We start from the raw sequence: 19,275 nt of genomic DNA, 5'->3' as shown, positions 1-19,275 counted from the left end.
AAGTAGTCATTACAGGTTCGAAGCATACACAAACCCGGTAAGATAGTCACCATGTCACGACCTGTTGTTCGCCTTGTTGGCCAAGGCATTCGTTATGCGACCAAGTTGCGCGGGGGCGGCTCTGCCTTCCCGGGCTTGGTCATGGAGAAGTTGCACCCTAATTTTGTGGCGGAGGAGCTGGCTAAGCTGCCGCGCGGTGTCGTCGTTGTTTCGGGTACGAACGGTAAGACGACCACCACCAAGATGGTGGTGCAGCTGCTGGAAGCCCAGGGCTTGAAGGTCTTTACCAACCGCACCGGGTCGAACTTTGTGCGGGGCGTAGCTGCTGCTCTGCTGGGTGAGATGAACCTGGCGGGTAAGCTGGACGCTGACATCGCTGTACTTGAGCTAGACGAGGCTCACGCGGTGCACTTTGTACGCAAGGTCAAGCCCAACTATGCGCTGCTGCTCAACGTCCTGCGTGATCAGCTAGACCGTTTCGGTGAAATCGATACGACCCGCCGTATGCTGGCTACGGTTGCCGGTGCCACGACGGGCACCGTGGTACTCAACCGAGAAGACCCGCGTATTCGTTCTCTGGCTGAGAACATTCGGCCCGGCACTCGGGTGAGCTACTTCGGCCTGTCTGAGAAGCTGCGTGCCCTGTTCCCGTCCGATGATGACTTGCGCACCAGCCCCGAGGGGGCTGAGTGCGCAGACGCCGGTGTTCTGGCACCGGAGCTGTCGGCGGCGTCCGTCCTGCTCAAGGACTTCAAGGGAACCGCTGCCACCTTCGATGTTGCCGGTAAGGAGCTGGCGGGCACCATCAACCTCTACGGGGTCTACAACATCTTTAACGCCGCTGCGGCAATGGCCCTGACGCGCGAAGTCATGGGGGATGCCCTCAACGAGACTAAACTTCTGGCTGAACTTGAGCATATTGCCCCGGCTTTTGGCCGCGGTGAAACCCTCAACGTTAACGGCCAGACCCTGCAGTTGCTTTTGGTGAAGAACCCCAGCGGGTTCCGCCTGTCGCTGGCATCCGCCGATGCCAAGGACTACGTCACCATGATCACCATCAACGACGCCTACGCCGACGGCCGCGACATTTCCTGGTTGTGGGATGTCGACTTCCACTCCCTAACCCAGGGTGGCGTCACCATGGCGTCGGGTGTGCGCGCCTACGACATGGCCCTGCGCCTGCAGCACGACGATGTTTATGTAGAGAGCATCAACGAGGACCTCGAAGAAGCCCTCGCCACCTTTATTGCCAAGTCAGAGGGGCGCCCCATGCGCATCTTCTGCACCTACACCGCCATGCTGGCCATCCGTAAGGAACTAGCCAAAATCACCGATGTGGAGGAAATCTAATGAGCGATTTTGAGAACGCACCGGTTGAAGCGGGCGAGCAGATTATCACCCAGACCGGCAACAACAAGAGCCTCAAAATTGTGCAGCTCTACCCCAAAGACATGAACATCTACGGGGACTGGGGCAACACCCTGTCGCTCTCCCGCCGGGCCCAGGCCCACGGTTTCACCACCGAAATCGTTGACTACAACCCCGGCGATGAATTCCCGCTCGATGGCGATATCTTTGTGGGCGGTGGTGGCCAGGATTCAGGCCAGTCTGTAATTCAGGACGACCTACTCGCCAACGCTGAAACCCTGCGTATGCTGGCAGAAGACGGCACCCCCATGCTGGTCATCTGCGGTCTTTACCAGCTCTTCGGTAGAGAGTTCAAAACCGTAGGTGGCGTCACCCTCAACGGTATTCGCGTCTTTGACGCTAAAACCGTAGGTGGTGAAGAACGCCTGATCGGCAACATCGTTGAGGAATCTGAAGAGTTCGGCACCATCATCGGGTTCGAAAACCACTCGGGGCTCACCTACCTCTCCGGAGACACCAAGCCCCTGGCCACCGTCACCAAGGGCGAGGGCAACAATAAGGAAGATTCCGGCGAGGGCGCCCGCGTCCACAACGTCATTGGAACATACCTGCACGGCTCCCTGCTGCCTAAGAACCCCGCCATCTCGGACTTCCTCATCAAGCAGGCAGCGATCAAGAAGTACGGTGAGTTCACCCCCGTCGGTATTGACGACACTCTCGTGGAAAAGGCGCGCGCCTCAGCGTCCGCCCGTCCACGCTAGAATAGTACGAGGTATATCGCGCCCGCACGCGGGCGGGCGCACCAGACGAACAAGGAGAATCATGTCAGGTCACTCCAAATGGGCCACAACCAAGCACAAGAAGGCTGCCATCGACGCCAAGCGCGCCAAGGCCTTCGCTAAGTACATCAAGGCAATTGAAGTTGCAGCTCGCATGGGTGGCCCCGACCCGGCAGGTAACCCCGCCCTCGACCTCGCAGTCTCAAAGGCCAAGAAGAACTCGGTTCCCAACGACAATGTTGAGCGCGCAATCAAGCGCGGCGCCGGCCTAACCGGTGAAGCCATTGACTACACCGAAATCATGTACGAGGCCCGCGGCCCCCAGGGTACCGCCCTCTACATCGAGTGTCTGACCGACAACCGTAACCGCGCAGCTGCCGAGGTTCGCACCGCCGTCACCCGCAACGGCGGCACCATGGCGGACTCCGGCTCCGTAGCCTTCCTCTTCGAGCGCAAGGGCGTTGCCGAAGTTGCTAAGACCGAGGGCCTGACCGAGGACGACGTCCTCATGGCAGTGCTCGACGCCGGCGCTGAGGAAGTCATCGACGAAGGCGAGATCTTCACCGTTGTCTCCGAGGCAACCGATCTACCCGCCATCCGTAAAGCTCTGGAAGAGGCTGAGCTCGAGTACAACAACGACGACCCGGTCTTCCGCCCCACCATGCAGGTAGACCTCGACGCCGAAGGTGCTAAGAAGTTCCTGAAGCTCGCTGACGCCATCGAAGAACTGGATGACGTACAGAACGTCTACTCCAATGCAGACATTAGCGAAGCCGTTATGGCCGAGCTCGAAGCTGAGTAACCAGCAGGGAAAGGAGGAGCGCGTGGCCCCGGCTCACGGCACCTCACACCAGCGCCCGGAACCCGCCCCGCGAGTTCCGGGCGCTGCCCGCATTCTGGGGGTCGACCCGGGTCTCACCAGGTGCGGTTTCGGTTTGGTCGATATGACGGCCAACCGCAAGGCCCACTTCGTCAACGTGGGAGTGGCAGGTACTGCCGCATCGGAGAGCCTGGACGCCCGCATCCTCAAGATTCTGCGCGCTGCCGAGGCCTGGCTCGACACTTACCAGCCCGACGCCCTGGCGATTGAGCGAGTTTTTGCCCAGGAGCAGGTCAATACCGTGATTGGTACTGCCCATGCCTCCGGCGTGGTGATTGCGGCTGCCGCTGCGCGCGGAGTGCCTGTACACTTCCACACGCCCTCAGAGGTGAAGGCGGCGGTGACAGGTTCAGGACGCGCCGACAAGGCATCGGTGGGGCGTATGGTTACCCGCATTTTGGGGCTTGACGCCATGCCCAAACCGGCGGACGCAGCGGACGCCCTCGCCCTGGCTATCTGCCACGGCTGGCGCGGCGGTGGCATCGGCTCCGGCATCAACATGGTAGCCACCACCCAGACCCACCAGGGTTCCAACCCGGCGGCAACGCGCCGCAGCGCCCAGCTCACCCCCGCACAGCGGGCCTGGATGGAGGCAGAGGCAAGGGCAAGAAGATAGGGCAGGGCTATTGGGGTAAGCGGCGGACTCACGCTCGCTGCGGGCCCTCTCGCGCGACTCGCTGCGCTCGTTACGCGATTCACGCCAGCCCGGGCCCGCAGCTTCGCTGTGAGTCCGCCGCTTGCCCGTAATATACAAGACACGCGCTTCTTGTATTAGTACATATATTCGAATAGAATTGGTTTCATGATTAGCTCACTGACCGGTACCGTGACCCACCTGGGGTTGGAGACCGCTGTTATCGACGTTAACGGTTTTGGCATGCTGGTGCATCTCAATGCCCGTACAGCTTCGCAGCTGCGCATGGGGGAGAAGGCTACGGTTCTGACCACCATGATTGTGCGTGAGGACTCCATGACCCTCTACGGCTTTGCTGAGCCTGCCGAGCGTGAGGTCTTTGACATGATGCTGTCGGTGTCGGGTATCGGCCCGCGCATTGCCCTGGCCGTGTTGGGTGTGCATACCCCGGCTGAGGTTGAGCGTGCTGTAGCAACCGGTGATGACAAGGCTTTCACCAAGGTTCCCGGCATTGGCCCCAAGGGGGCGCGCCGCATCGTCCTGGAGCTTGCTGGCAAGCTGATTTTGGCGGACGGAGCCACTGACCAGCTGCCCATTGACCAGGGCGTGAGCTGGAAGCCCCAGGTGCAGGATGCCCTGACCAGCCTGGGCTGGAACGAGCGGGACGCCGTGAGCGCTATTGAGTCCTTCATTGAGCACCACCCGAAGGCTGAAACCATGGGCGTTGCCGAAGCACTACGGGCCGTACTGGCTTCGCTGGGTAACCAGAATACGGTGGGGCGATAGGTAGAGTATGAGCCAGTTCCCTCACGCCGATGGCCAGATTCCCGGCCAGCGCCTGGTTTCCATGGACGAAGAACCTGAAGAAAAAATGATTGAGGCGGCCCTGCGCCCCAAGTCTCTTGATGACTTTGTGGGGCAGCAGCGCGTGCGTCAGCAGCTGTCGCTGGTGCTTGAGGCATCGAAGATGCGCGGACGCTCAGCCGACCACGTGCTCCTGTCGGGCCCTCCCGGCCTGGGTAAGACCACCCTGGCGATGATCATTGCTGCCGAGATGGACGCCCCCCTGCGTATTACCTCCGGCCCGGCCATTCAGCACTCGGGGGACCTGGCTGCGATTCTTTCCTCTCTCACCCCCGGCGAAGTGCTCTTTCTCGATGAAATTCACCGTATGAGCCGCCCGGCTGAAGAGATGCTCTACATGGCCATGGAAGACTTCCGTGTGGATATCGTGGTAGGCAAGGGAGCGGGGGCAACCTCTATTCCCCTGGAGCTGCCGCCCTTTACCCTGGTGGGGGCAACCACCCGCGCGGGTCTGCTACCCGGGCCCCTGCGTGACCGCTTCGGCTTTACCGGCCACCTAGAGTTCTACTCTGTTACCGAGCTAGAGAGTGTAATCCGCCGGTCTGCTGGCCTGATGGAACTCAACATTAGCCCCGAGGGTTTTGCAGAAATTGCGGGCCGGTCTCGGGGCACGCCCCGTATTGCCAACCGCCTGCTGCGTCGCGTGCGCGACTGGGCCCTGGTCAATGGCATTGACCGTATCGAGGCCTCAGCGGCAGCAACAGCCCTCAACATGTACGAGGTCGATGAGCGCGGCCTGGACCGCCTAGACCGAGCGGTGCTCGAAGCTCTGATTACCAAGTTCGGCGGGGGACCGGTGGGCCTCTCAACCCTGGCTATTGCAGTGGGCGAAGAGACCGAAACTGTCGAGACCGTTGCCGAGCCCTACCTGGTACGCGAGGGCCTGATCGGGCGAACCCCCCGCGGGCGAGTAGCTCTGCCCGCTGCCTGGGAGCACCTGGGGCTACAGGCACCCGAGCTGCCCTAGCGGCCGTCCGCCCCTGTAATATCAGGGGGTAACCAGCCAACTGCAAGGAACTTGGCATATAATGGGGACTTTAGTTTGTTCACCCCCATCAACTACGTTAAGAGGGATTCTCGTGCAGTCAGGCTCACCCCTGTTTATGCTCCTACTTCTGGGCATTATGATGCTGGTGCTCATCGTGCTACCGGCACGCCGCGCCAAGAAGGCCCAGCAGCAGATTAAGGAACGTCAGGACTCCATGGTGCCCGGCACCCAGGTCATGACTAACTTTGGTCTCTACGGCTCTGTTGTCTCCATCGACAAGGAAGCCAACACCTCCCACCTGGAAATCGCTCCGGGCACCGTAGTTAAGGTTCACCTCATGACCGTCACTAGCATCGAGGAAGACACCGCTGCCGCGCCGGTAGCTGACGTCGAGCGTCCTGTCATCCAGGGTGAAGTCGCAGACGATCCCAAAAACTAAACCACAACTTAGGGTGCGCTACCTCTAGATTCAGAGGTGGCGCGCTTTTTCACGTTTCACGAACCCACTCACCTGAAGGGGCACCGATGGCTCAACCATCCAACGTCACCAAAGCCAGAGGGGCACTTGCCTCGATGGCCCTGGTGCTGCTCTTACTTGCCGGAGGAATCTTCGGCACCACCTTTTCCGGGGGCAGCTGGCTGCCCAAGCTGGCCCTAGATCTCTCTGGCGGTACCCAGCTCATTCTGTCACCCGAGGTCAACAACTCCTCGGGCGAGGCCATTACCGCTGAACAGCTCGACCAGGCTGTTGAAATTATTCGCCAGCGCGTCGACGGCGCGGGTGTGGCGGAAGCAGAAGTGACCACCCAGTCGGGCCAGAACGTCGTGGTTTCTGTACCCGGCACTTTGAGCTCCGAAACCCGTAACCTGATTCAGACCTCGGCCCAGATGAGCTTCCGCGCCGTCATTAACACCGCTGCCCCCGAGGCGGTTGCAGCGGACGCGGTAGCAGCCGAGGACGCCCTGCCCTCACCGACCGCTGAACCCACTGACGGGTCGGACTACAACTGGGTTACCGGCGACCTCTGGCGCCAGTACGAGCAGCTGGACTGCACCGTACCCGCCAACGTCGATACCTCTAACCAGGACCCTAACTCCGCCATTGTCGCCTGTGCCTCAGACGGAAGTGAAAAGTACATCCTGGGCCCCATCGAAATTGAGGGTACCGATATCGACACAGCCTCCTACTCCCAGGTGGCTAGCTCAACCGGTTACGCGACCGGCCAGTGGGGCGTGAACATCGTCTTCAACGAGGCTGCTACCCAGACCTTTAAGGACGTCACCACCCGCCTGAACACTATTCGCGGCACTAACGCGTCCGACCCCCGCGCCCGTTTCGCCATCATGCTGGACGGCCAGGTGCTTTCTTCCCCCGTCACCCAGGCAGTGATTACCAACGGCCAGCCCCAGATCACCGGTAACTTTACCGAAGAAGAGGCAGCTAACCTGGCTGAGCAGCTCAAGTACGGTGCCCTGCCCATTAGCTTCACTATTCAGTCAGAGCAGCAGATTTCTGCAACCCTGGGTGCTGACCAGCTGAAGATGGGTCTGATTGCCGGTCTAATCGGCCTGCTACTGGTGTTTATCTACTCCCTCTTCCAGTACCGTCTGGTGGGCCTGGTCAATATCACCTCGATTATCGTGGCTGGCCTGCTCTCCTACGGGGTGATTGTGCTGCTGGGGCACCTGATGAACTACCGCCTGTCTCTGGCGGGCGTGGCCGGTCTGATTGTGTCAATCGGCCTGATGGCAGACTCTTTCATTGTCTACTTTGAACGTATTCGCGATGAGATTCGTGCCGGCCGCACCATCCCTGCCGCTATCGACCACGGCTGGCTGCGCGCCAAGCGCACCATCATGGCCTCCAAGGCCGTGAACCTGCTGGCCGCTGTAGTGCTCTACTTTGCCTCGGTTGGTAACGTGCGAGGCTTTGCCTTCACCCTGGGTCTCACCGCCGTTTCAGACCTGATTATCACCTTCCTCTTCATCCACCCGCTCATGGTTCTGCTGGGCCGCAAGGACTACTTCCGTAACGGCGGACGCTTCTCGGGCATGGACCCGGTAGCACTCGGCTCCACTCCGCTCTACCGGGGTGCGGGGCGCGTCCGCACTCCTGAAGAAGCCGACGGTTCCCTCTCTCTGGCTGAGCGTAAGCGCCGCGAGCGCCTTGCCGCTGAGGCCGCTGAAGCTGAAGCGGCGCAGGGGAGTGCTGATGTGGAGCCCCTGCCTGCCGCAGATTCCACCACTACCGAGGAGGCCCACCGTGGCTAATAAACTCGCTCAGTTCGGTAATGAACTGCATTCTGGTCAGAGGTCGTTTGGGTTTGTGCCTAAGCGTCGTTTGTGGCTGACGATTGCCCTGGCTCTGGTTGTGCTGGCGGCTTTGGCGCCGGTGATGCGCGGTGGCTTCAATCTGGGTATTGAGTTCCGCGGTGGTTCTGAGTTCACCGTGTCGCAGGTGGCCGATACCGATATTTCTATCGGCCAGCAGGCGATTGCGGACGCCGCCCCCGAGGCGACCGACGTGCGCGTCACTAATATTGCTGCGGGTACCGTGCGCGCTCAGATGAGTGAGCTGACGGACGATGAGACTCTGGCTGTGGGCCAGGCCCTGCAGTCGGCCTACGGTGTGAGCGCTGACCAGGTGACCTCGTCCTTCGTGGGCCCCACCTGGGGAGCAGGGGTGACCCAGCAGGCTCTGGTGGGTCTGGTCTGGTTTATTCTGCTGGTGATGATTGGTATGGCCCTGTACTTCCGCACCTGGAAGATGTCGGTCTCGGCAATTGCTGGCCTGATCTTTACCATCGTGACCACCGTGGGCCTGTACGCTCTCATTGGTTTTGAGATTACCCCCAGCGCGATTATCGGCTTCCTGACCGTGTTGAGCTACTCTCTCTACGACACCGTGGTGGTTTTCGATAAGATTCGTGAGAACACCGAGGGGCTAGAGAAGCGCCGCGACACCACTTTCGCTGAGCAAGTAAACCTGGCGGTCAACCAGACCCTGGTGCGCTCTATCAACACCTCGATTGTGGGTATTTTGCCGGTGGGCTCGATTCTCTTCATCGGTGCCCTGCTCCTGGGGGCGGGTACCCTCAAGGACCTCTCCCTGGCCCTCTTTGTCGGTATCATCATCGGCACCCTGGGCACTCTCTTTGTGGCGGCGCCTGCCTACGCTGCCCTGCGTTTGGGTGAGAAGGGCGTGCGTGAGCATACCGAGCTCGTCCGCCGTGCCCGCCAGGGGCAGGCGGAAGAGGGTGAGGAGCGCGAGGACGCCGTCGCGCAGCCGGCTGCCCCGGTGATGGTCACCGTGCATTCGGTTAACCTCGACAGTAAGTAGGGCCAAGAGCTAGGCCTTTTACCCTAGAAACGGGAGCGGAGTACAGTCCGCTCCCGTTTTTGTTACGCACAGTGCGGAATTAATCTAAGATAGTCCCACACGAGTATTTCAGTTTGAGGGGGAATTGGGCATGAGCCGGTCAGAAGAGAGCAGCCACAAGGATTCTCGCGCAGAGGGTAAGCGGCCGGTTCGCGGGTCGCACCGGGTCATGTCTGCTTCGGGGCGCGTGCCTACCCGCCTGGTGTTTGGGCGGGAACAGCAGCAGGGCCCTGCCCCCCGTTTTTCTCCGGTGCTGGCGCCGGTGATTCGCACCGTCAAGAAGTACCACCCCGATGAAGACCTTGAGGTGCTACAGCGGGCCTTCCAGATCGCGAACCACTACCATCGGGGGCAGAAGCGCAAGAGCGGGGACCCCTACATCACCCATCCGGTAGCCGTGACGACCATTCTGGCTGAGATAGGTGCTACCGGCCCCGTGCTGGTTGCGGGTCTGCTGCACGATACGGTCGAAGACACCGAGTACACCCAGGAGCAGCTCACCGCTGATTTCGGTACCGAGGTCGCCTACCTGGTAGATGGTGTGACCAAGCTCGATAAGGTAAGCTACGGCGATAACGCCCCCATCGAGACAATTCGCAAGCTGGTTATCTCGATGTCGCAGGATGTGCGCGTGCTGCTCATCAAGCTGGCTGACCGCCTGCATAATGCCCGTACCTGGCGGTTCGTCTCCGGTGCGTCTGCAGCGCGTAAGGCCGAAGAGACCCTGCAGATTTATACCCCGCTGGCCCACCGCCTGGGCCTGAATACCATCAAGTGGGAGCTGGAAGACCTCTCCTTTGCCGCTATGAGCCCCGATATCTACGCCGAGATTGTGCGGATGGTGGGCGAGCGTACCCCTAAGCTCGAAAAGTATCTGGCTGAGGCCCGCGTAACAATTGAGAATCGCCTGGCCCAGGTAGGTATTGAGGCCACTGTAACGGGCCGCCCCAAGCACTACTACTCGATTCATCAGAAGATGAAGACCAAGGGTAAGAGCTTTGACGACATCAACGATATTCTGGCCGTGCGCATCATGGTCGAGGATGAGAACGATTGCTATACCGCCCTGGGGCATGTGATGTCTCTGTGGATGGCGGTTCCTGGGCGCTTCAAGGACTACATCAAGCAGCCCAAGCACAACCACTACCAGTCGCTGCACATGACGGTGCACGGGCCCGGCGGCCTGCCCCTGGAAATCCAGATCCGCACCTACAAGATGCACGAAGAGGCTGAGTACGGTGTGGCTGCCCACTGGCGGTATAAGGCTGCCTCCCGCGGTGAAAAGGTAGACCTTTCACCCAAGGAACCTAGCACCCACACCGCTGCCTTCAACATCGGCATCTTGCAGTCGATTTCTGAGATTTCGAACTCCAACCCGGAGTCTGAGCAGTTTTACCAGCAGCTGTCTGAGCGGCTTGAGACTGATGAGATTGTGGTGCTGACCCCGCAGGGTAAGCCCATTAGCCTACCGGTAGGTTCCACCCCCGTTGACTTTGCCTACGCTATCCACACCGAGGTGGGGGACCGCACCATTGGGGCTAAAGTCAACGGCAAGCTGGTTCCCCTGCATACCGAGCTCGAAACCGCCTCAACGGTTGAGATTCAGACAACCAAGGACGAGAACCACGCCCCGAGCGAGGACTGGCTCAAGTTCGTGCGCACCAGCAAGGCCCGCACCAAGATTCGCCAGCACTACGCCAAGGGCCGCCGCATCGAGGCCATGAACCGGGGCAAGGAGCGCGTGGTCAAGGCTATGCGCCAGCACGAGCTGCCCCTGACCAAGATGATGACGCCCGAGCTCATGCTGCAGGTGGCCCAGGATCTCCACAAGCACGATGTGGCCACCCTTTACCACGCTGTGGGCGAGAACGAGGTGGAGACCCAGGCCGTCATTACCTCCCTGGTCAACCTCTACTACGGCGAGGACGAGGTCGACCAGACCGTTGAACTCGATAGCTTCGACGCCTCCCTGGTATCTCACCGCCGCTCGGTGGGCGATGACAACGGTGTGGTGGTACCAGGGGCCGAGGGTATTCTGACCAAGATTGCCCGCTGCTGCACTCCCGTACCGCCCGACGACATTGTCGGCATCGTCACCCGCTTGCAGGGTATCTCGGTGCACCGTACCGACTGCCCCAACGTGCTGAGCCAGCCTGACGACCCCCGCCAGACCGCGGTGGAGTGGGCTTCCCACGGTAACTCCGTCTACCGGGTTTCGATCCAGGTGGAGGGCATCGACCGTAAGTCCTTGCTCTCCGACACTATCCGAGTCATTTCCGAGGCCGGCTGCAACATCGTGGACGCCAAGGTGCACACCAGCGACGAACGTTTTGTGGTCAACCGCTACACTGTAGAGCTCTCTGACCGCTTCATGATGGAGCACCTGCTCAACCAAATTCGCAACGTCCCCGGTATCTATAACGCTTACCGCCTGACCGGCTCGCGTCCGCTCATGAACCAGCAGGGCTAGACCCCGGCTATCTCTGCCGCCTCAAGCTGGTGGGCCAGGTGCTGGGCTCTGAGCAGGGCTGTAGCTTTAAGGCTCATCTGCTCCCGGGCGCTCTGGAGTAGAAGCTCAGGAGTAACACTGTTCTGGCTATCGCGCAGGATGTCTTTGACGATAGCCAGGTCGCCCTCATCAACCGAGTGGGTAATGATATCCAGGGCGGTTTTCAGCGGCGTGGTGAGACGGACCGGCCCGATGGTCATGGTGTCGTAGGGGCGAAGCTGGGCCTGATGGGTGGCAAAGTCTGCCCGGTAGGAGCGGGGGAGGTTACACCGGTTATCGCGGTCGTAGTCTACATGCAGTCGCCCCTCGGGTAGCTCGGGCAAGTAGCCCAACACCCAGGCTGCGGTGGTTCTAGAGTAGCGAATCCGGTGGTGGTAGCCTGCCGGGGTAAGTAAGCCCAGGCTGGCTGCCCGCATAAGCGGGGTGGGCTCGTCCTCTGGCTCCCGGTAGATGCCGTGATGAAAGTGCGCCAGCTCGCGTTCCTTGAGGAAGGCCCGCCACTGAGCTGCGGGGAGTCCTGTGGTTTGCTGGCTATACAGGCGGACGAGCGCCGGTAGCTCCCGCGGTTCGGGCTGTTTGTGCTCTGCCCGGGCGGGCTGGAAAGAACTGTTGTCGTGGGCGATCACCTGCAGAGAGTTGTGGGGGCTGGGCCTTACCGGGGCTAGAGGGAAGGGGAGCTCAGAGAGAGCGCCGAGTGAATTGAGATGTTCCATGCCTAAGTTTTAGCACATCAACGCAGGGTGCACGATAAAAAGTTGTCAGGCTGTGGATAACTTTCCTACCCGAGATATCTTATCCACAAAAATCCCCCGCCTACCGGCCGGTAGACGGGGGATTCTGCGTCACAAAGACGTCACAGTTTAAGCTGGGGTTTAGGCGCCAAACTCAGCAGAAGAAGCCTTGAGGGTCTCAAGCCACTGCTTGCGGGCGTCCAGAGCTTCCTGGGCCTTCTTGATCTTCTGGTCGTTGCCGCTGGCCTCAGCCTTGGCCAGGTCGGCTTCAAGACCGGCGATAGCGTCCTCCAGCTGGGTCAGCATGGAGTTAGCGCGAGCCTGCTTAGCGGGGTCGGTCCTCTGCCACTTGGCGTTCTCGGCGCGGTGGATTTCGTCCTGAACCTTACGCAGCTCTTGCTCAACGCGGCGCACCGAGTTGCGGGGCACGCGTCCGATAGCTTCCCAGCGGTCCAGAATGCCCTCAAGGGCCTTCTTAGCCACAGCGATATCGGTGACGGGCAGAATGCCGCGGGCCTCTTCCAGCAGGGCTTCCTTAGCCTGTAGGTTAGCCTCAAATTCCTTATCCAGCTCAGCGTTCACAGCGGTGCGGGCGTCGAAGAAGACGTCCTGGGCTGCACGGAAGCGGGCCCACAGGGCGTCATCTTCCTTGCGGGTGCCACGGGGGGCTGCCTTCCACTGGTCCATCAGATCGCGGTACTTAGCGGCGGTTGCTGCCCAGTCGGTGGAGGTCTGCAGAGCCTCGGCCTCAGCGATGAGCGCTTCCTTCACGCGCTTAGCCTTGGCGTTAGCCTCATCGAGCTGGGAGAAGTGGGCACGGCGGCGGCGGTCAAAGCTGGTGCGGGCAGCGCGGAAACGCTTCCACAGCTCGTCCTCGATGCTCTTGGCTAGATGGTGTTCCTTCTGGGTCTTCTTCCACTCTTCGAAGAGCTCATTCATGCGGGCGTGGGAGTTCTTCCAGTGAATAGCGGAGTCGTCCTTAGCCACGATAGCCTCAGCCTCAGAAACGATAGCTTCGCGGGCTTCGAGGGCTGCCTGGCGAGCTTCGGCACTCTCGGTCTTCTCTGCTTCCTCACGCTCATTGATCTTGCCAACCAGGGCAACTAGGCGTTCCTGCAGGGCGGCGTAGTCGCCCACCATGTTGCGCACAGCAACCTGCTGGCCCAGGTGGGCAGCTGCCTTCTGCAGGTCAGCGGCCTTGGCCTTGCGCTCTACACGCTCTTCGAGCAGGGCAACCTGGGCTTCAAAGTTCTCAAACTTGCGGGCGAAGTAGCCGAGGGCTTCGTCGGTAGATGCGCCGGGTACCTGGCCTACTGCGTATTCTTCACCGTCAACGATAACGAAAACGTGGCCGTCCTCGTCCACGCGGCCGAACTTACGGGCCTTGTCGAGGTCTACGTTGAGGGTGGTGTCGTCGGATTGGGTAGTCACCGCTATAACTCTTTTCGCATCAGTAGTTGGGGAGTAACCCCCGTTTAAGTAATGAAAAGTGCACCAGACCGGGCCGTATCGATAGGGCTGGTTGCTGCTTCGCGAAGAGGCGGCAATAATCTATCGGGCGCAGGTGGCGCAGTTACCAGCATAGCGTGTTTAGGGCAAAAGCAGGTGCAATTACCCGGCAGGTGCGCCTTCGGTCTAGTATTAAAGGGACTGTGCTCTGCTGCGAGACTGCTTGTTTCCCGAGGGCACGTTACCTACTTCGACCGTTTTCAACCGATAAAAGGGGAGCACATGGCTCGCAAACAATCGCTTTCTGGTTTTCCGGAGCACCTGCCCGAGGAACGCCTGGTAGAGAATTTTGTTCTCGATACTTTGCGAGAGACCTTTGAACTTCACGGTTTTTCGTCGATTGAGACCCGTTCGGTAGAGACCATCGAGCAGCTGCTGCGCAAGGGTGATATCGATAAAGAGGTCTACGCGGTCTCCCGTTTGCTTGATGATGCGGACGAAGCCCGGGGCGGTAAGAAGGAAAAGCTGGCCCTGCACTTTGACCTGACCGTGCCCTTTGCCCGCTACGTGGTAGAGAACGCCGGCTACCTTTCCTTCCCCTTCATGCGCTACCAGATTCAGAAGGTCTGGCGCGGTGAGCGCCCCCAGGAGGGGCGTGCCCGCGAGTTCACCCAGGCCGACGTGGACGTCGTTGGTGACGATGCCCTGCCCTTCCGCTACGACGTGGAACTGGCCCTGGTTATCGTCGATGCGCTCTCCAAGCTACCGATTCCCGACTTCAAGCTGCGCGTCAACAACCGCAAGCTCTCCGAGGGCTTCTACCTGGGGCTGGGCCTGACCGATACCGCGGGTGTACTGCGCAATATCGATAAGCTTGAAAAGATCGGTGCGGACGCCGTCGCCCAGCTTCTTAAGGACGAAGTAGGGGCCACCGACGAGCAGGCCGCTGCCGCCCTCAAGCTTGCCAGCATCCGCGCTGAAGATACCTCCTTTGCTGATCAGGTGCGCGCGCTGGGCGTCACCCACGACCTACTTGAAGAGGGCCTAGCTGAACTGACCGAGGTTATCGGTGAGGCAGCTAAGCGCGCCCCCGGCAAAGTAGTATCTGACCTTTCCATCGCCCGCGGTCTGGACTACTACACCGGCACCGTCTACGAAACCGTGCTGGTAGGCCACGAACAGCTGGGCTCTATCTGCTCCGGCGGCCGCTACGAGTCCCTGGCCTCAAACGGCAAGAAGACCTACCCCGGTGTGGGCCTGTCCATCGGCGTGACCCGCCTGGTGGCCCGCATCCTGTCCCAGGGCTTTGCCGAAGCAACCCGCAAGGTGCCCACAGCCGTCCTGATTGCCCTCACCAACGACGATATGTGGTCAGGTGCGCAGGACGTCGCCGACGCCCTGCGCGCCCGCGGTATCGCCTGCGAGGTCTCAGCCACCGCCGCCAAGTTCGGTAAGCAGATTAAGTACGCCGAGAAGCGTGGCATCCCCTTCGTCTGGTTCACCTCAGCGGGGGAGAATGGCGAACACACCCACGAGGTGAAAGACATCCGCAGTGGTGAGCAGGTAGCTGCAGACCCCGGCACCTGGACCCCGCCCGCCGACGACCTGCACGTGCGCGTGCTCCCTACCGCCTAATTCACACCCGTCCAACCGGTGCCAGGCGCACCACAACACGGTAAAATCGGGAGCAAACTGAACTTTAGACAGTGCCACCCGGTACCGTGCCCCATCGAAAGGAACTCAGTGCTACGCACTCACACCCTCGGCGAGCTAACCGCCGAGAACATCGGAGAAACCGTTACCCTCTCTGGCTGGGTAGCCCGCCGCCGCGACCACGGTGGCGTGGCCTTCGTTGACCTGCGTGACCGCGAAGGCGTCACCCAGGTTGTCTTCCACAACGAAGCCGACTTCGAGCACCTGCGCAACGAGTACGTCCTCAAGGTCGTGGGTGAAGTAACCCGCCGCCCCGAGGGCAACGAAAACCCCAACCTCACCACCGGTGAAATTGAGGTTATGGTCAAGGAGACCGAGGTTCTCAACACCTCAGCCCCCCTGCCCTTCCAGATTGATGAGCACGTCGAAGTGGGCGAAGAAGCCCGCCTCAAGTACCGCTACCTCGACCTGCGCCGCCCCGAGCCTGCCCGCCTGATGCGTCTGCGCTCAGAAGCGAACCGTGCCGCCCGCGAGGTTCTGCACGGCCAGAACTTCACCGAGGTCGAGACCCCCACTCTGACCCGCTCCACCCCCGAAGGCGCCCGCGACTTCCTAGTGCCTGCACGCCTGGCACCCGGCTCCTGGTACGCCCTGCCGCAGTCACCCCAGCTCTTCAAGCAGCTGCTGCAGGTGGGCGGTATCGAGAAGTACTACCAGATTGCCCGCTGCTACCGCGACGAGGACTTCCGCGCCGACCGTCAGCCCGAATTCACCCAGCTGGATATCGAAGCTTCCTTCGTTGACCAGGAAGACATCATCGACCTGGGCGAGCGCATCGTTGAGGCCGTCTGGAACCTGATTGACGTTAAGGTACCCCGCCCCATCGAGCGTATTACCTACAAGGACGCCATGGAGAAGTACGGGTCGGACAAGCCCGACTTGCGCTTCGGCCTGGAGCTCACCGAGCTGACCGACTACTTCAAGGACACCACCTTCCGCGTCTTCAAGGCCCCCTACGTGGGTGCCGTTGTGATGCCCGGTGGCGCCTCCCAGGCCCGCCGCACCCTGGATGCCTGGCAGGAATGGGCCAAGCAGCGCGGTGCTAAGGGTCTTGCCTACGTGCTGATTCAGGAGGACGGCGAGCTGACCGGCCCCGTAGCCAAGAACATCACCGATGCTGAGCGCGAGGGCCTGGCTGAGGCTACCGGCGCCAAGCCCGGCGACTGCATCTTCTTCGCAGCCGGTGAGGCCAAGGCCTCCCGCGCCCTGCTGGGTGCAGCCCGCGTTGAGATTGGCCACCGAACCGGCCTGATTAAGGACGGTGACTGGTCCTTCGTCTGGGTCGTGGATGCCCCCATGTTCGAGTCAGCAGCTGACGCAACCACGTCCGGCGACGTCGCCCTGGGCCACTCAGCCTGGACCGCTGTGCACCACGCCTTCACCTCACCCAAGCCCGAATACCTGGACTCCTTCGACGAGAACCCCGGCGAGGCCCTGTCCTACGCCTACGATATTGTCTGCAACGGTAACGAAATCGGTGGCGGTTCAATCCGTATCCACCAGCGTGACGTGCAGGAGCGTGTCTTCAAGGTCATGGGTATTACCGAGGAAGAGGCTCAAGAGAAGTTCGGCTTCCTGCTGGAGGCTTTCAGCTTCGGTGCTCCCCCCATGGGCGGTATCGCTTTCGGCTGGGACCGCGTGCTGCAGCTGATTGGTGGCACCGACTCTATCCGCGACGTCATTGCCTTCCCCAAGACCGGTGGCGGCTACGACCCGCTGACCGCAGCACCTGCACCTATCACTGCCCAGCAGCGTAAGGAAGCCGGCGTTGACTTCAAGCCTAAGAAGGACGGCGAGAAGTAACCGCCCCTTCCTAGTAGGTACCATCTAAACCAGAAATACCCACGAACTAGGTGGGTATTTCTGGTTTTTCTGGTCTTTTCTAGGGCAGTTGATAGGCTAGAACCGTCAGCCACCCTCCACACATAGGAGCACCCATGCGCGCAGTTCTTCAACGGGTTACCTCAGCAGCCGTCACCGTCGACGCCGAAACGGTGGGCGCAATCGACCGACCCGGCCTGCTGGTTCTGGTGGGTATTACGCATACGGACGGCCCCGCCCAGGTTGCCAAGCTCGCAGAAAAGACCGCCAACCTGCGGCTTTTGGCGGGGGAGCGGTCTGTGCTTGATGAGGGTGCCCCGGTGCTGGCAGTGAGCCAGTTTACCCTCTACGGGGACGCGAAGAAGGGGCGGCGTCCGTCCTGGTCTGCGGCAGCGCCCGGCCCCGTGAGCGAGCCCCTCTTTGATGACTATGTTCAGGCCCTGCGCGCCCTGGGGGTAACCGTTGAGACCGGCAGATTCGGCGCCGATATGCAGGTGAGCCTGACCAACGACGGCCCCGTTACCCTGATTCTCGATACCGATTCTCTCTAAGGTAAGTTCACCGTGGAACCCTCCCTCTTCTATTTTGACGATTCTCAGCCCGACACTGATAGTGAGCAGGTAGCGCGCAGGCGGGAGCGGGCTCCGCTGGCGGTGCGTATGCGTCCCCGAAATCTCGATGAGATGGTGGGCCAGAAGCATTTGCTGGGTCCGGGCTCGCCCTTACGGGTGCTGGCGGGTGAGGGCGGTGGGCCGGCAGGTCCTAGTTCGGTGATTCTGTGGGGCCCTCCCGGGACGGGCAAGACCACTCTGGCGAATGTGATTGCCGGGGGAGCAGGGCGTAAGTTTGTGGAGCTCTCTGCTATTACGGCTGGGGTGAAGGACGTGCGCGCCGTTATGGACCAGGCCCTTGAGGACCGTGATTTTCGCGGGCTCACCACTGTGCTTTTTCTGGACGAGATTCATCGTTTTACGAAGGCCCAGCAGGATGCCCTGCTGCCGGGGGTAGAAAACCGTTGGGTGGTTCTGGTGGCAGCAACTACCGAGAATCCCTCGTTTTCGGTTATTTCGCCCCTGCTGTCGCGCTCTATTCTGTTGACTCTGCAGGGGCTGACCGACACTGATATAGCTGAGCTGCTCCAGCGCGCGGTCATAGACCCCCGTGGTTTTGCCGGTGTGGTTGACCTCGATGATGAGGCCGCCGAGCACCTGGTCAAGATGGCCAACGGGGACGCCCGTAAGGCCCTGACTTCTTTAGAGGCGGCTGCCGCGGTGGCCTTTGGTGAGGCGGCGGACGCCGGGGTCGAGTATTCGGTCAACCAGCCCCTGCCGGTGACGGCTGAGCACGCGAGTTTGGCGGTCAACCGGTCAGTGGTTCGTTATGACAAGCAGGGGGATCAGCACTACGACGTCACCAGTGCCTTTATTAAGTCGATTCGCGGCTCAGACGTGGATGCCGCCCTGCACTATCTGGCGCGCATGATTGAGGCGGGGGAGGACCCTCGGTTTATTGCTCGCCGTCTGATTGTTCATGCCAGTGAGGATATCGGCATGGCTGACCCCACGGCCCTGACTGCTGCGGTGAATGCTGCCCAGGCTGTTCAGCTGGTGGGGCTACCCGAGGCTCGTTTGAATTTGGCGCAGGCGACAATTCATTTGGCTTCTGCCCCTAAGTCCAACGCTGTGTACCGGGCTATCGACGGAGCATTGGCGGACGTCCGCGCTGGCTTGGCTGGCCCGGTTCCGCTACACCTGCGCGATGGCCACTACCCGGGGGCTGCTGTGCTAGAGCACGGTAAGGGATATATCTACCCGCACGACCAAAAGAATGGGGTGGCTCGCCAGCAGTACGCCCCCGATGCTCTTGTAGGTAAAGCCTATTACACTCCTACGACCTTTGGGGCTGAGGGACAACTAGGGGAGCGCCTGAAAAAGATAGCCCGTCTACGAAAACTCGCCTAGTGAAAATCTGCAGAGAGGGAGGAAATCATGTACCCTATCGTTAACATCACATGAAACTTGGGCAACTAATTCTGCTTTTCCTAGCTTACGGGTATAAAATAGAGTTCGTTTAGATGTAGCCGTGAGAGAATTTTTGTTTCCTCAGATTCTAAACCTTTGTAGTATTTACACATCTTATTTCTCCCTAAATACTTTAAGG

Annotated in this window: 16 protein-coding genes; 14 read left to right on the top strand and 2 right to left on the bottom strand. The window is 60.5% G+C overall.

Annotated elements, in window-relative coordinates; all coding sequences use genetic code 11:
• Positions 1-42 precede the first annotated feature (42 nt).
• From E4U03_RS05750 to E4U03_RS05705, 10 genes are all read left to right on the top strand, one after another.
• Positions 43-1,350, top strand: coding sequence for a Mur ligase family protein (locus E4U03_RS05750; RefSeq protein ID WP_135012336.1), 1,308 nt, complete (start codon positions 43-45; stop codon positions 1,348-1,350).
• Positions 1,350-2,129 (top strand): type 1 glutamine amidotransferase, encoded by a 780-nt coding sequence (locus tag E4U03_RS05745; protein ID WP_135012334.1) that lies wholly within the window; start codon positions 1,350-1,352, stop codon positions 2,127-2,129. Before E4U03_RS05750 ends, E4U03_RS05745 begins: the two co-directional genes overlap by 1 nt.
• A 61-nt stretch (positions 2,130-2,190) precedes the next feature.
• Positions 2,191-2,949, top strand: a complete 759-nt coding sequence (locus E4U03_RS05740; RefSeq protein WP_135012332.1) for a YebC/PmpR family DNA-binding transcriptional regulator — start codon at positions 2,191-2,193, stop codon at positions 2,947-2,949.
• A gap of 22 nt (positions 2,950-2,971) precedes the next feature.
• Positions 2,972-3,643: a crossover junction endodeoxyribonuclease RuvC gene (ruvC, locus tag E4U03_RS05735; protein ID WP_245207674.1), complete on the top strand. Its 672-nt coding sequence runs from the start codon at positions 2,972-2,974 to the stop codon at positions 3,641-3,643.
• A gap of 186 nt (positions 3,644-3,829) precedes the next feature.
• On the top strand, positions 3,830-4,447 hold the full coding sequence (gene ruvA, locus E4U03_RS05730; protein ID WP_135012328.1) for a Holliday junction branch migration protein RuvA: 618 nt from the start codon (positions 3,830-3,832) through the stop codon (positions 4,445-4,447).
• A gap of 7 nt (positions 4,448-4,454) precedes the next feature.
• On the top strand, positions 4,455-5,492 hold the full coding sequence (ruvB, locus tag E4U03_RS05725) for a Holliday junction branch migration DNA helicase RuvB (RefSeq protein WP_135012326.1): 1,038 nt from the start codon (positions 4,455-4,457) through the stop codon (positions 5,490-5,492).
• A 112-nt stretch (positions 5,493-5,604) separates the two neighbouring features.
• Complete coding sequence (gene yajC, locus E4U03_RS05720; protein WP_167752319.1) at positions 5,605-5,952, top strand: preprotein translocase subunit YajC; 348 nt, start codon at positions 5,605-5,607, stop codon at positions 5,950-5,952.
• 86 nt (positions 5,953-6,038) lie between these two features.
• The gene (secD, locus tag E4U03_RS05715) at positions 6,039-7,784 is read left to right on the top strand and encodes a protein translocase subunit SecD (protein WP_135012322.1); all 1,746 of its coding nucleotides are present in this window, start codon (positions 6,039-6,041) and stop codon (positions 7,782-7,784) included.
• The gene (secF, locus tag E4U03_RS05710; RefSeq protein WP_245207673.1) at positions 7,777-8,853 is read left to right on the top strand and encodes a protein translocase subunit SecF; all 1,077 of its coding nucleotides are present in this window, start codon (positions 7,777-7,779) and stop codon (positions 8,851-8,853) included. Before secD ends, secF begins: the two co-directional genes overlap by 8 nt.
• 130 nt (positions 8,854-8,983) lie before the next feature.
• Positions 8,984-11,362 (top strand): RelA/SpoT family protein, encoded by a 2,379-nt coding sequence (locus E4U03_RS05705; RefSeq protein ID WP_135012318.1) that lies wholly within the window; start codon positions 8,984-8,986, stop codon positions 11,360-11,362.
• Here E4U03_RS05705 and E4U03_RS05700 read toward each other — a convergent pair.
• Both E4U03_RS05700 and E4U03_RS05695 read right to left on the bottom strand, forming a co-directional pair.
• Positions 11,359-12,114: a type IV toxin-antitoxin system AbiEi family antitoxin gene (locus tag E4U03_RS05700; protein WP_135012316.1), complete on the bottom strand. Its 756-nt coding sequence runs from the start codon at positions 12,112-12,114 to the stop codon at positions 11,359-11,361. The two genes, E4U03_RS05705 and E4U03_RS05700, sit on opposite strands and share 4 nt — an antisense overlap.
• Before the next feature lie 159 nt (positions 12,115-12,273).
• Positions 12,274-13,563 carry a DUF349 domain-containing protein gene (locus E4U03_RS05695; RefSeq protein ID WP_135012314.1) on the bottom strand — a complete coding sequence of 430 codons (1,290 nt, stop codon included), beginning with the start codon at positions 13,561-13,563 and terminating at the stop codon, positions 12,274-12,276.
• 300 nt (positions 13,564-13,863) lie between these two features.
• Between E4U03_RS05695 and hisS the strand changes: the two genes are divergently transcribed.
• The 4 genes from hisS to E4U03_RS05675 all read left to right on the top strand — a co-directional run bounded on the left by hisS (position 13,864) and on the right by E4U03_RS05675 (position 19,076).
• Positions 13,864-15,216 (top strand): histidine--tRNA ligase, encoded by a 1,353-nt coding sequence (gene hisS, locus E4U03_RS05690; RefSeq protein WP_135012312.1) that lies wholly within the window; start codon positions 13,864-13,866, stop codon positions 15,214-15,216.
• Positions 15,217-15,324: 108 nt separating this feature from the next.
• A complete protein-coding gene (gene aspS / locus E4U03_RS05685; RefSeq protein WP_135012310.1) occupies positions 15,325-17,097 on the top strand; it encodes an aspartate--tRNA ligase in 1,773 nt (590 codons plus the stop codon).
• 134 nt (positions 17,098-17,231) lie between these two features.
• Positions 17,232-17,666 (top strand): D-aminoacyl-tRNA deacylase, encoded by a 435-nt coding sequence (dtd, locus tag E4U03_RS05680; RefSeq protein ID WP_135012309.1) that lies wholly within the window; start codon positions 17,232-17,234, stop codon positions 17,664-17,666.
• A 12-nt stretch (positions 17,667-17,678) separates the two neighbouring features.
• Positions 17,679-19,076, top strand: coding sequence for a replication-associated recombination protein A (locus E4U03_RS05675; RefSeq protein ID WP_245207672.1), 1,398 nt, complete (start codon positions 17,679-17,681; stop codon positions 19,074-19,076).
• Positions 19,077-19,275 lie beyond the last annotated feature (199 nt).

Origin of the sequence: Rothia nasimurium (assembly GCF_004569295.1) — a bacterium.
Lineage (GTDB): Bacteria > Actinomycetota > Actinomycetes > Actinomycetales > Micrococcaceae > Rothia > Rothia nasimurium_B.
The sequence above is the reverse complement of the archived record's forward strand: the minus strand, read 5'-3'. Positions and strand labels throughout refer to the sequence as shown.

What these genes read in the sequence shown, in the direction of transcription:
- E4U03_RS05745 (WP_135012334.1), top strand. Translation starts at nt 1,350, where the DNA reads ATGAGCGATTTTGAGAACGCACCGGTTGAAGCGGGCGAGCAGATTATC.
- E4U03_RS05740 (WP_135012332.1), top strand. Translation starts at nt 2,191, where the DNA reads ATGTCAGGTCACTCCAAATGGGCCACAACCAAGCACAAGAAGGCTGCC.
- ruvA (WP_135012328.1), top strand. Translation starts at nt 3,830, where the DNA reads ATGATTAGCTCACTGACCGGTACCGTGACCCACCTGGGGTTGGAGACC.
- ruvB (WP_135012326.1), top strand. Translation starts at nt 4,455, where the DNA reads ATGAGCCAGTTCCCTCACGCCGATGGCCAGATTCCCGGCCAGCGCCTG.
- secD (WP_135012322.1), top strand. Translation starts at nt 6,039, where the DNA reads ATGGCTCAACCATCCAACGTCACCAAAGCCAGAGGGGCACTTGCCTCG.
- E4U03_RS05705 (WP_135012318.1), top strand. Translation starts at nt 8,984, where the DNA reads ATGAGCCGGTCAGAAGAGAGCAGCCACAAGGATTCTCGCGCAGAGGGT.
- E4U03_RS05700 (WP_135012316.1), bottom strand. Translation starts at nt 12,114, where the DNA reads ATGGAACATCTCAATTCACTCGGCGCTCTCTCTGAGCTCCCCTTCCCT.
- hisS (WP_135012312.1), top strand. Translation starts at nt 13,864, where the DNA reads ATGGCTCGCAAACAATCGCTTTCTGGTTTTCCGGAGCACCTGCCCGAG.
- dtd (WP_135012309.1), top strand. Translation starts at nt 17,232, where the DNA reads ATGCGCGCAGTTCTTCAACGGGTTACCTCAGCAGCCGTCACCGTCGAC.